Raw genomic sequence first — 15,584 nt, 5'->3', positions numbered from 1 at the left:
GCACGAGATGCAGCGCCGCGACGCGAAGCGGGGTCTCGCCTCGCTGTGCATCGGCGGCGGCATGGGCGTGGCGCTCGCGCTCGAGCGCGCTTGATGTGATTGACGTATGCCGCTTGCGGTCCGTCCCGGTGCCTGGCTTGTGACCAGCGGGGCGGCCAGTCACCGCGAGCGGCGCAGGCGGAGGCAGCGGGAAGGAGCGAGGCCGGTGCCGTCGAACGGCGCAGCCAGAAAACGATAATGGAGTGTGGTTTATGTCAGAGCGTATTGCATATGTAACGGGCGGGATGGGCGGCATCGGCACGGGCATTTGCCAGCGCCTCGCCAAGCAGGGTTTCAAGGTGGTCGCCGGCTGCGGCCCGCATTCGCCGCGCCGCGTGAAGTGGCTGGAAGATCAGAAGGCGCTCGGTTTCGACTTCGTGGCCTCGGAAGGCAACGTGGGCGATTGGGACTCGACGCGCCAGGCGTTCGACAAGATCAAGGCCGAGGTCGGTGAAATCGACGTGCTCGTGAACAACGCCGGCATTACGCGCGACGTCGTCTTCCGCAAGATGACGCGCGAAGACTGGACGGCGGTGATCGACACCAATCTCACGAGCCTCTTCAACGTCACGAAGCAGGTGATCGACGGCATGGTCGAGCGCGGCTGGGGCCGCATCATCAATATCTCGTCGGTGAACGGCCAGAAGGGCCAGTTCGGGCAGACCAACTATTCCACGGCCAAGGCCGGCATTCACGGCTTCACGATGGCGCTGGCCCAGGAGGTGGCGACCAAGGGCGTGACGGTCAACACCGTTTCGCCGGGCTATATCGGCACGGACATGGTGAAGTCCATCCGACCCGACGTGCTGGAAAAGATCGTCGCAACGATTCCCGTGCGCCGTCTCGGCGCGCCAGAGGAAATCGCGTCGATCGTGGCGTGGCTCGCGTCCGACGAGTCAGGCTTTGCAACCGGTGCTGACTTCTCGCTGAATGGCGGGTTGCACATGGGCTGATCCCAGGCGCAGCGCGCCTGCAGGGGCGCGCGAAGCCGGGATCGAGGACGGCAGCGGGCCTGTTTGCTCACCGGGGCAGGCACGTTTGACGGGCTAGACCAACGCGCGACGGCAGTGGCCGCCGCGCGTTGGCGCTAACAAGGGCGACACATGACGACTACAAAGAAAACCGCCGAACGTCTCATCAAGAAATATCCGAATCGTCGGCTGTACGACACGGAGACGAGCACGTACATCACGTTGACTGATGTGAAGCAACTCGTGCTGGAGCAGGAGGAGTTCAAGGTCATCGACGCGAAAACCAACGAGGATCTGACGCGCAGCATCCTGCTGCAGATCATTCTCGAAGAGGAAAGCGGCGGTCTGCCGATGTTCTCGTCGTCGATGCTGTCGCAGATCATCCGTTTCTATGGTCATGCGATGCAGGGCATGATGGGCACCTACCTGGAAAAGAACATCCAGGCGTTCATCGACATCCAGAACAAACTCGCCGATCAGTCGAAGAGCCTCTACGAGGGCAATGCGATGAATCCCGAGGTCTGGTCGCAGTTCATGAACATGCAGGCGCCGATGATGCAGGGCATGATGACGAGCTACATCGAGCAGTCGAAGAACATGTTCGTGCAGATGCAGGAGCAGATGCAAAACCAGGCGAAGAACATGTTCAGCAGCTTCCCGTTCAAGCCGGTGGCGCCGGGCGGCGCGGCGGCGCCGGCGCAGGGCGCACCCGAGGGCGGCGAGGAAGAGAAGAAGTAAGCGGCGCGGCGCACACAGCGGGTGGCGCGCGCCGGCAAGTCGCGGCGCGCTCTCGCTTACCGGGTGTGCCGTGGCGGCGCATTGCCGCGCGAGCGGCACGCTTTGCGAGGCAGCGGGCGCGATGCCTCCGTCCTCATTTGCCCTCAGGCGCTTTGCAGGTCGCGCAAGGCTTCAGGGTGCGCCACGGCCACCCGCAACAGGGTTTGCGCAGCGCCGGTCGGCTGGCGCCGGCCTTGTTCCCAGTCCTGCAGCGTGCGGGCGGAAATACCAAGCAGTGCCGCAAACGCGCTTTGTGACAGGCCGGCCCTCGCGCGTGCGAGCGCGGCGGCGGTGGGTTTGCGGCCGGTAGCGCGCAACGCGCCACGCGAGGCACCCCGGCGCGCTTTCAACTCGCGCACCGTCTCCAGCGGCTCAGCCTGACACGGGTCCATTTTCTCGTCCATGTTTTCGCTTTCTCCACACAACCGGTTCAGATTGCGCTTGAGCGCACGCCGTGCGCACGCGGCGAAAATTATCCGGATGCGCGGTTCGCAGGCGAGCGATAGCTGAACAAAGTTTGATTCTGTCCATATTCCATCCGACCCCGACGCCACGAGGCGCGCACTCACCCTGCTGCGCCGCACGATACGCCAAACGGGTAAAATGGCCGATTGGCTTGATCCCCGCGCGGCGCTACCTTCGCCCTGCGCCCCATATCCGGACGTACACGTGAAAAACCCTGTTGAATCAACGGCCTCCCGCAATCCTGCTCCGCGCGTCGGGATGGTTTCCCTCGGCTGCCCGAAGGCGCTCGTCGACTCCGAGCAGATCATTACCCAACTGCGTGCCGAGGGCTACGAAATCTCGGGGTCTTACGACGGTGCGGACCTCGTCGTCGTCAACACGTGCGGCTTCATCGACGAAGCGGTGCAGGAGAGTCTCGATGCCATCGGCGAAGCGCTTTCCGAGAACGGCAAGGTGATCGTCACCGGCTGTCTCGGCAAGAAGGCGAGCGCGAGCGGCTCGAACCTGATCGAGGAAGTGCATCCGAAGGTGCTCGCCGTGACGGGCCCGCACGCCGTGGGCGAGGTCATGCAGGCCGTGCACAGCCATCTGCCCAAGCCGCACGATCCGTTCGTCGACCTCGTGCCGGCTGCGGGCATCAAGCTCACGCCGCGCCATTACGCGTACCTGAAGATCTCCGAAGGCTGCAATCACCGCTGCACGTTCTGCATCATTCCGTCGATGCGCGGCGATCTGGTGTCGCGCCCGGTCGCCGAGGTCATGCTCGAAGCGGAAAACCTCTTCAAGTCCGGCGTGAAGGAGCTGCTCGTCATTTCGCAGGACACGAGCGCTTACGGCGTGGACGTGAAGTACCGCACCGGCTTCTGGAACGGCAAGCCGATCAAGACGCGCATGACCGACCTCGTCGCCGCGCTGGGCGAACTGGCCGCACAATATGGCGCCTGGGTGCGCCTGCATTACGTCTACCCGTATCCGAGCGTGGACGAAGTCATTCCGATGATGGCCGAAGGTCCGTTCAAGGGCCACGTGCTGCCGTATCTCGATGTGCCGTTCCAGCACGCGCATCCCGAAGTCCTCAAGCGCATGAAGCGTCCCGCGAACGCGGAGAAGGTCATGGAGCGCGTGAAGGCCTGGCGCGAAATGTGCCCCGATCTCACGATCCGCAGCACGTTCATTGCCGGCTTCCCCGGCGAGACCGAAGCGCAGTTCGAAACGCTGCTTGACTTCATCCGCGAGGCTGAACTCGACCGCGTGGGCTGCTTCGCCTATTCGCCGGTCGAAGGCGCAACGGCGAACGAGCTCGATGGCGCGCTGCCCGACGAAGTGCGCGAAGCGCGCCGCGCGCGCTTCATGGAAGTCGCGGAGCAGGTTTCGGCCAAACGTATCCAGCGCAAGGTGGGCAAGACCCTGAAGGTGCTGATCGACGAGATCAACGCCGACGGCGGCATCGGCCGCACCGCGGCGGATGCGCCCGAAATCGACGGCGTGGTGTATGTCGCGCCGGCGGCCAGGGCGTCGAAGCGCTACAAGGTCGGAGACTTCGTGTCGGTGAAGATCACCGGCGCGGATGGCCACGATCTCTGGGGCGAGGTCTGACCGGCATGACGAGCGTCGCCCCGCAAGTCCTCGCTTATGGCGAGGCCATGGTCGAGTTCAACCAGGCGTCGAAAGACCGTCCCGAGTACTTGCAAGGCTTTGGCGGCGACACGTCGAACTTCGCCATCGCGGCGGCTCGCCAGGGCGCGCGCACGGGCTTCGTCTCGGCCGTCGGCGACGATCATTTCGGACGCCTGCTGATCGATCTGTGGACGCGCGAAAGCGTCGACACCTCGACGGTGCGTGTGGACCCTGCGGCGCCCACGGGCGTCTACTTCGTCTCGCATGGCCCGGGCGGCCATGCCTTCGACTATCTGCGCAAGGGCTCGGCCGCGAGCCGTTACACGCCGCGCGATCTGCCGCTCGACATCATTGCGGCGGCGCGCGTGCTGCATCTTTCCGGCATCAGCGTGGCGATCAGCGACAGCGCCTGCGACGCCGCGCTCGCCGCCGTCGAGCATGCGCGCGAAAGCGGCGTGCGCGTGAGCTTCGACACCAACCTGCGCCTGAAGCTGTGGCCGCTCGCGCGGGCACGCGCCGTAATGAACGAGGTGCTGCGCCTCACCGATATCTGCCTGCCGAGCTGGGACGACGTGGCGGTGCTCACGGGCCTCGACGACCGCGACGCGATCCTCGATTACCTGCTCGCGCGCGGCGCCCGCATGGTCGCGTTGAAGCTGGGCAAGGAAGGCGCCTATGTTGCGACGCCCGACGAGCGGCGCATCGTGCCGGGCCACGTGGTCGCGGCCGTGGACGCCACGGGCGCTGGCGACTGCTTCGGTGGCGCGTTCGTCGCGCGGCTCGCAGCCGGCGACGATCCGTTCACGGCCGCGCGCTATGCGAACGCGGCCGCCGCGCTGTCGACGCTGGGTTTCGGCGCGGTTGCGCCCATCCCGCATCGCAAGGACGTCGAGCGCTTGCTTGCCGGTCAGCCCGCGAGCGAAGCGCATTGATAACAAGATTCATCCATTCAGGAAGACGAGGGGCAAGACCATGGAACGCGAAGTAGTGGTGGCGAGCGGTGTGCGTACGGCGATCGGCGACTTCGGCGGCAGCCTGAAGGACTTCTCGCCGACGGATCTCGGCGCACGCGTGGTGCGCGAAGTGCTCTTGCGCGCGAACGCGGAAGGCGACGCAGTGGGTCACGTGGTGTTCGGCAACGTGGTGCACACCGAGCCGAAGGACATGTATCTTGCGCGCGTGGCCGCCATCAACGGCGGCGTTGCCCAGCACGCGCCGGCCTTGACCGTCAACCGCCTGTGCGGCTCGGGCCTGCAGGCGATCGTGACGGCTGCGCAAACCATTCTGCTCGGCGACGCCGACATCGCGATCGGCGGCGGCGCGGAAAACATGAGCCGCGCGCCGTACTCGATGCCGGCCGCGCGTTTTGGCCAGCGCATGGGCGACACGCAGCTCGTCGACATGATGACCGGCGCGCTGCACGACCCGTTCCAGTCGATCCACATGGGCGTGACGGCGGAAAACGTCGCGAAGAAGTTCGGCATCACGCGCGAGGCGCAAGACGCGCTCGCGCTCGAATCCCATCGCCGCGCCGCGCGTGCGATCGCCGAAGGCCGCTTCAAGGATCAGATCCTGCCCATCTCGATCAAGTCGAGGAAGGGTGAAGTGCTGTTCGACGCCGACGAGCACGTGCGCCACGGCGCGACGCTCGAGGACTTCTCGAAGCTCAAGCCGGTGTTCGCGAAGGAGAACGGCACGGTCACAGCGGGCAACGCGTCGGGCATCAACGACGCGGCCGCGGCGGTACTGCTGATGAGCGCGGACGCTGCCCGCGCGCGCGGCGTAACGCCGCTCGCCCGCCTCGTTTCGTACGCGCATGCGGGCGTCGACCCGGCGTACATGGGCATCGGCCCCGTGCCGGCCACGAAGAAGGCGCTCGAGCGCGCGGGTCTCAAGGTCGGCGATCTCGACGTGATCGAGGCCAACGAAGCCTTCGCGGCGCAGGCCTGCGCGGTCTCGCAGGAACTCGGGTTCGACCCGGCCAAGGTCAATCCGAACGGCTCGGGCATCTCGCTCGGCCACCCGATCGGCGCGACCGGCGCGCTCATCACCGTGAAGGCGCTTTATGAACTGCAGCGTATCGGCGGCCGCTACGCGCTCGTGACGATGTGCATCGGCGGCGGCCAGGGCATTGCGGCCGTCTTCGAACGGCTTTGATGCCGGCTCGTGGCTCGCGCAGGGCCGCTGTGCAAGTGAAGGAAGGATTCAGATGGAAGTATTGACGCAGGCACAGCGGCCGCCGCGCGCGGCCGTCAAACGGGGCAGCGCCACCAGGACGCCCGGCTGGATCGTGGCCGCAGTTGCCGCGGCCGTGGTCCTCACGCTGCCGTTCGCGGCGCGCGCGCAGGACGCAGGCGCACAGCCGCCGGTCAAATCGACGCTCAAGCCGAACCCCGGGTTCGCGACGCTGCCGCAATACGTCGGCACGCTCGGCAAGCGCCAGATCGTCATGCGCCTTGGCGCCAAGGCTGGCGACGACGACCCGACCGGCGTGCATGGCGAATATCAGTTCACGGACACGGGCGAAGTGATCCTGATCGCCGGCGACCGCGCGGACGCCACGCTCGAAGCCGAGGACTCGAACGACGGCACGCACATCACCGGCAACTGGGTGGGCACGTTCGCCGAGGACGGCTCGCTTTCCGGCGACCGCATGGACCCGGACGACTCCCACCCGGTGCCGTTCGATCTGAAGCCGCTCGCCGCGGGGGCCGCGGCGCCCGCCGTCCCGACCGGCGCAGCGGGCGCGAGCGCTTCGACGCCGAACGGCGCGCGTGCCGTGAACGGCGTGAGCAATCTCGTCATCGGGCAATAAGCGCCGCTGCAGGTGTTACCCTTCGGCATGCGGCGTCGCGCGTGCCATGGCGCAAGCCGCGCGCCGCAACGTCATTGCGCCTTAATCCGAATACGCTCCGACATGACCCAATCCGACTCCAACCGCGCATTGCAAACGCGCATCGTTCACCCGCAAGACGACTTGACGCCCGGCTTCGAATCGTTTGCCGCTCCTGTCACGCGGGCGTCGACCGTGGTGTTTCCCGACCTCGCCTCGGTTCGCGCGCTCGACTGGCGCAACGACGCGCAATGGCGCTACGGCCTGCACGCCACGCCCACCTCGGCCATGCTGCAAAAGCGCATCGCGCAAATCGAGGGCGGCGAGCATGCGCTGCTGCAGCCTTCGGGCCTCTCGGCCATCTCGAACGTCTACTTCGGACTGCTGAAGTCGGGCGACGACGTGCTGGTTCCCGATAACGTCTATTCGCCTAACCGCGACCATGGCGACTGGCTCGCGCGAGATTTCGGCCTCACGGTGCGCTATTACGATCCGATGATCGGTGCGGGCATCGCCGGGCTGATCCAGCCGAACACGAAGCTGATCTGGCTGGAAGCACCCGGCTCGGTGACGATGGAAGTGCCCGACGTGCGCGCGATCACGACGGCGGCGCGCGAGCGCAATGTCGTGACGGCCATCGATAATACGTGGTCCGCGGGCCTCGCCTTCAAGCCGTTCGAGCACGGCATCGACATCTCGGTGCAGGCGCTCACCAAGTATCAGTCGGGCGGCAGCGACGTGCTGATGGGCGCGACCATCACGGCCGACCGCGATCTCTATCTGAAGCTCAAGGCCGCGCGCATGCGGCTTGGCATTGGCGTGTCGGTCGACGACTGTTCGCTCGTGCTGCGCGCGCTGCCGAGCATGAAGGCGCGCTTCGAGGCGCACGATCGCACCGCGCTCGCACTCGCGGGCTGGCTCAAGACGCGCCCCGAAATCGCGGCGATGCTGCACCCGGCGTTCGAAGACTGCCCGGGCCACGCGTTCTACAAGCGCGACTTCACGGGCGCGGGCGGCCTCTTTTCCGTCGTGTTCGACGAGCGCTACAGTGCGGCGCAGATCGACACGTTCTGCGAGTCGCTCGAACTCTTCGCATTGGGCTGGAGCTGGGGCGGGGCGCATAGCCTCGCGATGCCGTACGACGTCGGCTCGATGCGCACGGCTGCGAGCTGGCCGCATCGCGGCACGCTGGTGCGCTTCTACGTCGGTCTCGAAGACGAAGCCGACCTGCGCGCCGATATCGAGCGTGCGCTCGCGAGGCTCGCGGAAAAAACAAGTACGCCTGAATAACCTGCGCAAAACAACAATGGCCGCTCGCGTTCACAAGGACACGAGCGGCCATTGGCTTGTTTGACCGCCGCGAAACCCGAATCAGAAAAGACGCAGCAAGCCGTCGAGCCCGACGAAGTTGAACGCGACGCTCGCGGCCTCGCGCACCACCGGCTTGGCGCGAAACGCCACCGACAAACCGGCCGCGCCCATCATCTTGAGGTCGTTCGAGCCGTCGCCCATCGCGATTGCGCGGCGCGCATCGATGCCGATTTCGGCACAGGTTTCGGCGAGCGTACGCGCCTTCACGTCGGCGTTGACGATCTCGCCCGTCACGCGGCCCGTGAGCTTGCCGTCGACGATTTCGAGCGTGTTGGCGCGCGTGTAGTCGAGCCCGAGACGCGCTTTCAGGCGCTCGGTGAAGAACGTGAAGCCGCCGGAAACGAGCAGCGTCTTCAGCCCCGCGGCCTTCGCGCCCGCAAGCATCCGCCCGGCGCCCGGCGAGAGCTGCAGGCGCTCCTCGTACACACGCTCCAGGGCGCTCGCGTCGAGCCCCTCGAGCAGCGCCACGCGGCGCGTGAGGCTTTCGTTGAAGTCCTTGATCTCGCCGCGCATCGAGGCTTCGGTGATCGCCGCAACCTCGGCCTTCAGACCGCAGAAGTCGGCGATTTCGTCGATGCATTCGATCGTGATGAGCGTCGAGTCCATGTCCATCGCCACGAGGCCGAAATCGGCCAGCGCGCGGCCGGCGTCGACGAATGCATAGTCGAGCTGATGCGTGCCGCAATAGACCTCGAGGTCGGCGCGCTGGGCCGGCTCGGCGTTCTCGATGCGCAGCGCGTGGGCGTCGATCGGCGCGAGGCGGCTGCCGCGGGCGAGGCCGAGGAGCGGCTTGTGATGGACGGTGTCGAGCGGGGCGGGACTCTGGATGACGAGGTTCATGGCAGGACAGGCAAAGCCGACGCACGGCGTCGTCGGAGGGTTCGGCCGAATCGGATGAAAAAGGGCGCAATCGCGCATGCAAGGCGCTGCAGTGCGCGGCAAAGCCCGTCATTGTAACGTCCCGCCGACCGCTGCGGTCGCATGCTCCCTCCATCGCGCTCGTGCGTCTGGCGGATGTTTCCCCGTTTTTGGCGTGCGTTTGCGAACACCTTGCAGCGACGAAAGCGCCCATTCGAGGCACAATGAAAGCTCGTGCGGCGATCCGACGGGGGCGGCCGCCGCGTGCCGTCAACCGAACGTGTCGCGGCTCGCGTCGCGTCATGTTCGCCAAAGCCCGAGGGGAGCCGGTATGCAGGACGCTCGCAAGGCCCCAACCACGACATCTGCCCGAACGCCGCGCGGCGAGCGGGCCCCGACCTCGGACGCCGCCGCACCGGCCACGCCTGGCGCGTCCGTGCACCGCTTGCCTCGTAGCCCGCGGCGCCGGCGCGACGACGCTGCCGACAGCGAAATCGACGGCATCCGCATCACGAGCGCAAGGCGCGTCATCGATGCGGACAGCGGCACGCACAAGCTCGAACTCGTGCGCTACTACGAGCGCGCCGCGCGCTGGATCCTGCCGCATTTGCGCGATCGCCCCGTGTCGCTCGTGCGCGCACCGCGTGGCTTGAGCGGCGAGATGTTCTTTCAGCGCCACCGCGCTCGCGCGCAACTACCCGAACTCACCGAGCACGAAGGGCTCGACCCGGGCCATCCGCCGCTGCTCACGATCGATACGGCGAGAGCGCTGGTGAGCGCGGCGCAGATGGACGTCATCGAGCTGCACACCTGGAATGCCAGTATCCACGACATCGAGCGGCCCGATCGGGTCGTGTTCGACCTGGACCCCGATCCGGCGTTGAGCTGGGACCGCATGATCGAGGCGGCGCAGTCCACGCGCGCCTTGCTTGCGGAACTCGGGCTCGAATCGTTCTGCAAAACGAGCGGCGGCAAGGGGCTGCATATCGTCGTGCCGTTCACGCCGCAGGCTGGCTGGGACGACGCCAAGGCGTTCGCTCGTGCGGTTGCGCAGCATCTGGCCTCGGTCTGGCCCACGCAGATCACGGCTACCATGGGCCCCGAGCACCGCAAGAAGAAGATTTTCGTCGACTATCTGCGCAATGCGCGCGGTGCGAGCACGGCGCTTGCCTATGGCGTGCGGGCGCGGCCAGGCATGGGCGTGTCCGTGCCGATCGGCTGGGACGAACTGGAAGCGACGACGGGTGGCGCGCAATGGACGCTTGCGACGATCGATGGGCGCCTCGCGCAGATCGAGCACGCCGATCCCTGGGCGGCCTATGGGCGCGTGCGTCAGACGTTGACGGCGGAACTGACGCTGGGTCTCGAAACAGGCGGCAAGTAGCGGCGCAAGGTGAGGGCTTGCGTGTGCCGTGTATGCACGACGAGTCGGCAATGCAGACGCCGCCCGGCGCATCACGGCGCGCCGTCGGCCGGCAAGCAAATTGCTCGCGATGACAAGCCGGATAAAACCTGGTCCGTTCGATGCATGTGCTCGGCGCAAGGCAGCGCACAGCGCGCTAGACTGCTAACAGACCATCCGCCGCACGGGAGCGGAGCGTCGTACCTGGCGTTTCGCGGCTTGCCGCGTTCGTTGCGTACGCCGCTTTTCGCTCGCGGGCGCGGCCGTTCCCGCCAGGAGGTGACGCATGCCTTGCCGCAGCTCCCGCCATACTCGCCGCCGCCACGCGGCGCTCGTCCCATTCGTCCTCGCCGCTTCCTGCGCTGTCGCGCTGCCGGCATTAGCGGCCACGCCCATCACCGTTACTTCGAAGGCCGCGACCGACGGTCCGATCCGCTACACGGTTCGGGTCGCGTCGAAGGCGTTCGGCGACGCCCAGGAGACCCGCACGCTGCGCTCGGGCGATACCGACGACTTCACGTGGCGCACCACGCCGCCGGGCGGTGCGGTCGCGACGCCGCAAGGCTGCCCGGACTACGCCTCGCTGCCGCTCGACGCGAACGGCGCGATGGTTCGGCAGACCCAGGTGCGTCTGGCGCCCATCGTCGCGAGCAATGGCACGGCCACCGTGCAGGTGAGCTTTCGCGCCCAGGCGCCGCACGGCACGCAGACGCTGTCGAGCAACGGCGCAACGCTCACGTGCCCCGCCGTGGTTGCGCATAGCGAGGTCGCGCACCTCACGATGCCCACCAACGGCACCGCGAAGACGCTCAAGCTCAGCGACGGCACGCAAATTACGATTTCTGCGCAGCGCTAGGGCGCGCCTCGAGTGCGATGGCCGGCCAGGCGCGCAAGGCACGCCGGCCGTGCACGCCGCCCAGGCTCAAGCGCGTGCCTTGCGCTCGATGAGCCGCGCGGCGAGAAAGCGATGCTCCGGCGAGAAGAGGCGCCGGTATGCGAGCAGCACCGCGCCTACCGTGCCGAGCGCCGACGAAGCCGCGATCAGGAACATGATCACGATCTGATAGCGCACGGCCTGTAGCGGCGATTGCCCCGCCAGCACCTGGCCCGTCATCATGCCGGGCAGGCTCACCACGCCGACCACGGCCATCTGGTTGAGCGTCGGAATCATGCCGGCGCGCACGGCCTCGCGGGCGCTCGCCTGCGCGGCTTCCCAGCGTGTCGCGCCCAGCGCGAGCGCGCTCTCCACACGGTCGCGCCGCGCGGTGAGCTCCTGCATCATGCGCTCCACGCCGAGCGAAACGCCCGTCAGCGTGTTGCCGAGAATCATGCCGAGGATCGGAATCGCATATTGCGGCTCGTACCACGGCCGGATGCGGATCACCGCGAAGAGCCCGACTGCCGCCACGAGCCACGCGCTTGCCCAGATCGACACGATGCTGTCCGCGCGTTGCCCGCCATAGGTGCGCGCGCCGCGCTGCGCCCCCGCAAAGCCGGCGATCAGCGTCATGAGTACCATGAGCGGCAGCACGACGTACCAGCGGTTGAACGCGAATACCCAGCCGAGCACGTAACCGATCGCGAGCAGCTGCACGACGGTGCGCACGGCGGCCCAGGCCAGCTTGCGCTCGAGGTCGAGCTTGAGCAGCACGGAGACCGCGCCGTTGACGAACACGAGCAGCGCCGCAATCGCGACGTCGCCGATGCCGAGGTTCTGCAGCACGCCAGGGCTCATTGTGCGGCTCCCAGGGTGAATGCCGGGCGCGTGGCGGGTTCTTCGAGCACACCCGCGCGCATCGTCAGATGCCGCGCACCCACGCGCTGCGCCTGGGCGGGATCGTGCGAGACCCAGACCGTGGCGCGCGCCGCGCGCGCCTCATCGAACCAGCCGGCCACGAGCGCTTCGACGGCGCGCGCCGATTCGGGGTCGAGAGACGCGGTCGGCTCGTCGAGCAGCAGCGCGTCGGGATCGAGCTGGAGCACGCGCACGAGCGCCACGATTTGCGCTTCGCCGCCCGAAAGCTCGGAGGTGTCGCGCGCGAGGAAGTCGCCGGAACGGCCGGTGGCGGCGAAGAGCGCGCTGGCGCGCGCCGGGTCGAATCGCACATCGCGGTATACCGCCAGCGTGTAGGGGTAGCGCAGATTGTCCTCGACGCTGCCGTCCAGCAGTGCGGGCCGCTGCCGCAGGTACGCAATATGCCGCCGATAGTGGACAATGCGCCCGCGCGTGACCGATTCGCCATGCCAGCGCACGTCGCCGCCGTCGAGCGGGTCGAGCAGCGCGAGCGCGCGCAGGAACACACTCTTGCCGGAGCCGGACGGTCCCGTCAGCACGGCGCGCTCGCCCGCTTGCAGGGCGAAATCGGTGGGATGCAGCAGCCACTGGCCGCGTTGCGCATCGCGCCGGGCGATCTGCTGCGCCGCGACGAGCGGCGCGCCATCGGCGTGGGGGGGAGATAGTGGTTTGTGCTTGAGCATCGAAAGATTGCAAAAACTGGGCCCGCATATGGGTCATGCGAGGCAGTCATGCAGATGTAACCGGGCACGCTGACTGCTCTCGCGGTAGTGCAACATAGCAGGCCAAACAACAACGCATAACGTGGAGTACGCATGACGTCACCGCAGCCCAAGCCTTTTCGCCCTGGCCGCACGCTCGCCAGGATCATCGCATGGCTCGTCGCGGTTGTCGTCGTGTTGATTGCCGTGCTCGTCGTCTTCATTCTGACGTTCGACTGGAATCACGCCAAACCCTACGTGAACGAGAAGGTCACCGAGGCCATTGGGCGGCCGTTCGCGATCGAAGGCGATCTCAAGGTGGGCTGGCAAAGGCCGCCCGGCGAAACGGGCTGGCGAGCGTGGGTGCCCTGGCCGCGTTTTTCCGCCACGCAGATCCAGATCGCCAATCCGGACTGGACGAAGTCCCCGCACTTCGCCACGCTCGACGAAATCGACTTCGAGGTGGCCGTGCTGCCGCTGCTCGCACACGACATTGTGATTCCTGCGATCAATCTCGTGAATCCGTCGGTCGACGTCGAGCGTCTCGCCGACGGGCGCGACAACTGGACCTTCAAGCTGCCCGCCTCGAGCGGTCCGTCGACGTGGCGGCTCAATCTCCACGACATCACGTTCTCGAGCGGCAATATCGCCGTGAGCGACCAGCAGTCGAAAACCGACGTGAAGATCGTGGTAAGCCTGCTCGGGCAAGGCATCCCGATCGGCAAGGTGATGGAGGAGCAGGAAGCGGCATCGCGCCAAGGCTCCGCGCAGGTCATCGGGCGTGCGGGCGCGACCCGGCTTACGCAGCAGGTCGACAAGGAGCAGGCTTCGGAGGCGGCGGCCGCCAGCGCGGCTAGCGGAGCTGCGGCTTCGGGTGTGCCGGCCGCCGCGAGTGTTGCGCGCACAACCACGGGTACGACGGCCGCGACAAGCGCGCCTGCCGCCGGCTCGCAGCCGTTCGCCGCGAGCGGCGCCAGCAGTGCCGTCGCGGCCTCGGGCGCGGCGAGTGTACAGCCGCCCGTGAACGAGCCGTTCTACGCGATCGGCTGGACGATCAAGGGCACGTATGGCAAGACGGCGCTCTCGGGCGATGGCAAGCTCGGCGGCGTCCTCGCCCTGCAGGACGCGAAGCGTCCGTTCCCGATCCAGGCCGACGTGCGCGCGGGCGACATGCACATTGCGCTGGTCGGCACGCTCACCGACCCCATGCATCTGGCCGCCGTCGATCTGCGTCTGTGGCTGCAGGGGCAGAGCCTCGCGCACCTGTACAACCTCACCGGCGTGACGCTGCCCGAAACGCCGCCGTATGCCACCGAAGGCCGCTTCGTCGGCAATTTCAGGCGCGGCGCGAGCGTGTTCCGCTATGAGAATTTCACGGGCCGCGTGGGCGGCAGCGATCTGAACGGCACGGTGGTCTACCAGCAACGCACGCCGCGGCCGCTCCTGAGCGGCGAACTCGTCTCGAACCTGCTGCAGTTCTCGGACCTCGCGCCGATCATCGGCGCCGACAGCAAGGCGAGCAAGGAAAAGCGCGGCGACACCGCGACCCAGCCGGCCGATCGCGTGATTCCGGTCGAGCCGTTCCGCACCGACCGCTGGAGCGCGATCGACGCCGACGTCAAGTTCACGGGCCGGCGCATCGTCAAGCAGGGCAGCCTGCCGGTTCAGGACCTCTACGCGCACGTCATGATGACGAACGGCGTCCTCGTGCTCGACCCGCTGCAATTCGGCGTGGCGGGCGGCACGCTCGGCACGCGGCTGAACCTGGACGGCAGCGGCGCGCCGCTCAAGGCGCGCGGCACGCTGGAGGCGCGCCACCTGAAGCTCAAGCAGCTATTCCCGAACTTCAAGACGATGCAGTCGGCGCTCGGCGAGATCAACGGCGACGCTTCGCTCACGGCGACCGGAAACTCGCCGGCGGCGCTCGCCGCGACCTCGAACGGCGAGGTGAAGCTGCTCGTCACCCAGGGCACGATCAGCATGCTGCTCATGGAGGCGGCTGGCCTGAACGTGGCGAACGTGGTCTACGAAAAGCTGTTCGGCTCGCGCGACGTGAACATCAATTGCGCGGCGGCCGACTTCGTCGCGACCAACGGCGTGCTCGATCCGCGCGTGTTCGCGCTCGACACCGACGACGCCGTGATCGACATCGACGGCCCGATCGATCTGCGCGACGAGTCGATGAACATGAGGGTCCATCCGCATACCAAGGGCTTTCGCATTTTCACGCTGCGCTCGCCGCTCTACGTGAAGGGCACCTTCAAGAACCCGCGCGTGGGCGTGGATGCGACGGCGCTTGCGCTGCGCGGCGGCGCGATGATCGGGCTCGGGCTGATCAACCCGTTCGCCGCGCTGATTCCGCTCATCGCGCCGAGCAACAACAAGCCGCTGCCGTGCGACACGCTGTTTGCGCAGATGCGTCAGCATCCCGTGGCGCCGCCGCCGGGCCAGAAAATGCACGCGCTGCCCAAGCCCGGCCTCGGCAGCGCCGGTTCGGGCGCGAGTGCGGCTGCGGCGACGGACAAGGCCGGCAAGGGTGAGAAGGGCGATAAAGGTGACAAGGGCGCTAAAGCAGGCCCGGCAACACGCGATGCGCCGTCGCCGGCCTCGGCGGGCAAGCCGACGCAAGGGCAGGAGCCGCTTTACAAGGGAAGCTGATTCGGAAAGCCGCGGCGGAAAACGACTCGCCGGGCCGATCGACCCGGCGGACCCGGCGGACCCGGCGGACCCGGCGCAGTGGCGTAGCGAACTTCGC

15 protein-coding genes are annotated in these 15,584 nt (G+C 67.2%); 11 read left to right on the top strand and 4 right to left on the bottom strand.

Annotated elements, in window-relative coordinates:
• The 3 genes from C7411_RS39060 to phaR form a co-directional block, all read left to right on the top strand.
• A partial coding sequence (locus tag C7411_RS39060; RefSeq protein WP_133253724.1) for a hypothetical protein occupies window positions 1-94 on the top strand: 94 nt, incomplete at its 5' end.
• 157 nt (window positions 95-251) lie between these two features.
• Entirely contained in the window at window positions 252-992 is a 741-nt protein-coding gene (locus C7411_RS30350; RefSeq protein ID WP_110387664.1) for a 3-ketoacyl-ACP reductase, read from the top strand.
• 150 nt (window positions 993-1,142) lie between these two features.
• Window positions 1,143-1,748: a polyhydroxyalkanoate synthesis repressor PhaR gene (phaR, locus tag C7411_RS30345; RefSeq protein WP_110387663.1), complete on the top strand. Its 606-nt coding sequence runs from the start codon at window positions 1,143-1,145 to the stop codon at window positions 1,746-1,748.
• A 143-nt stretch (window positions 1,749-1,891) separates the two neighbouring features.
• Here the strand turns inward: phaR and C7411_RS30340 are convergent, their stop codons facing one another.
• Complete coding sequence (locus tag C7411_RS30340) at window positions 1,892-2,191, bottom strand: helix-turn-helix domain-containing protein (RefSeq protein ID WP_110387662.1); 300 nt, start codon at window positions 2,189-2,191, stop codon at window positions 1,892-1,894.
• Between the two features lie 319 nt (window positions 2,192-2,510).
• Here C7411_RS30340 and rimO point away from each other — a divergent pair, with 319 nt between their 5' ends.
• From rimO to C7411_RS30315, 5 genes are all read left to right on the top strand, one after another.
• Window positions 2,511-3,848 carry a 30S ribosomal protein S12 methylthiotransferase RimO gene (gene rimO / locus C7411_RS30335; RefSeq protein WP_207786576.1) on the top strand — a complete coding sequence of 446 codons (1,338 nt, stop codon included), beginning with the start codon at window positions 2,511-2,513 and terminating at the stop codon, window positions 3,846-3,848.
• Between the two features lie 5 nt (window positions 3,849-3,853).
• Complete coding sequence (locus tag C7411_RS30330) at window positions 3,854-4,801, top strand: sugar kinase (protein WP_110387660.1); 948 nt, start codon at window positions 3,854-3,856, stop codon at window positions 4,799-4,801.
• Window positions 4,802-4,841: 40 nt separating this feature from the next.
• Entirely contained in the window at window positions 4,842-6,026 is a 1,185-nt protein-coding gene (bktB, locus tag C7411_RS30325; RefSeq protein WP_110387659.1) for a beta-ketothiolase BktB, read from the top strand.
• A gap of 52 nt (window positions 6,027-6,078) precedes the next feature.
• Window positions 6,079-6,684: a hypothetical protein gene (locus tag C7411_RS30320; RefSeq protein WP_221206710.1), complete on the top strand. Its 606-nt coding sequence runs from the start codon at window positions 6,079-6,081 to the stop codon at window positions 6,682-6,684.
• 102 nt (window positions 6,685-6,786) lie between these two features.
• Window positions 6,787-7,992, top strand: coding sequence for a cystathionine beta-lyase (locus C7411_RS30315; protein ID WP_110387658.1), 1,206 nt, complete (start codon window positions 6,787-6,789; stop codon window positions 7,990-7,992).
• A gap of 81 nt (window positions 7,993-8,073) precedes the next feature.
• Here C7411_RS30315 and serB read toward each other — a convergent pair whose 3' ends face one another.
• Entirely contained in the window at window positions 8,074-8,913 is an 840-nt protein-coding gene (gene serB, locus C7411_RS30310; RefSeq protein ID WP_110387673.1) for a phosphoserine phosphatase SerB, read from the bottom strand.
• 349 nt (window positions 8,914-9,262) lie between these two features.
• Here serB and ligD point away from each other — a divergent pair, with 349 nt between their 5' ends.
• Entirely contained in the window at window positions 9,263-10,315 is a 1,053-nt protein-coding gene (gene ligD / locus C7411_RS30305; RefSeq protein ID WP_243413397.1) for a non-homologous end-joining DNA ligase, read from the top strand.
• A 304-nt stretch (window positions 10,316-10,619) separates the two neighbouring features.
• Window positions 10,620-11,189 carry a DUF6013 family protein gene (locus C7411_RS30300; RefSeq protein WP_110387656.1) on the top strand — a complete coding sequence of 190 codons (570 nt, stop codon included), beginning with the start codon at window positions 10,620-10,622 and terminating at the stop codon, window positions 11,187-11,189.
• A gap of 66 nt (window positions 11,190-11,255) precedes the next feature.
• On the opposite strand, the gene C7411_RS30295 is transcribed toward C7411_RS30300, so the two are convergent.
• Both C7411_RS30295 and C7411_RS30290 read right to left on the bottom strand, forming a co-directional pair.
• Window positions 11,256-12,068 carry an ABC transporter permease gene (locus tag C7411_RS30295; protein WP_110387655.1) on the bottom strand — a complete coding sequence of 271 codons (813 nt, stop codon included), beginning with the start codon at window positions 12,066-12,068 and terminating at the stop codon, window positions 11,256-11,258.
• Window positions 12,065-12,811: an ABC transporter ATP-binding protein gene (locus C7411_RS30290; RefSeq protein ID WP_110387654.1), complete on the bottom strand. Its 747-nt coding sequence runs from the start codon at window positions 12,809-12,811 to the stop codon at window positions 12,065-12,067. The genes C7411_RS30295 and C7411_RS30290 overlap by 4 nt, the downstream gene beginning before the upstream one ends.
• A 132-nt stretch (window positions 12,812-12,943) precedes the next feature.
• On the opposite strand from C7411_RS30290, the gene C7411_RS30285 reads away from it, so the two are divergent.
• A complete protein-coding gene (locus tag C7411_RS30285) occupies window positions 12,944-15,487 on the top strand; it encodes an AsmA family protein (RefSeq protein WP_110387653.1) in 2,544 nt (847 codons plus the stop codon).
• The last annotated feature ends 97 nt before the right edge of the window (window positions 15,488-15,584 follow it).

The organism is Paraburkholderia silvatlantica (assembly GCF_003096715.1).
GTDB classification, from domain to species: domain Bacteria; phylum Pseudomonadota; class Gammaproteobacteria; order Burkholderiales; family Burkholderiaceae; genus Paraburkholderia; species Paraburkholderia silvatlantica.
This window is presented reverse-complemented; position numbering and strand designations above follow the sequence as displayed.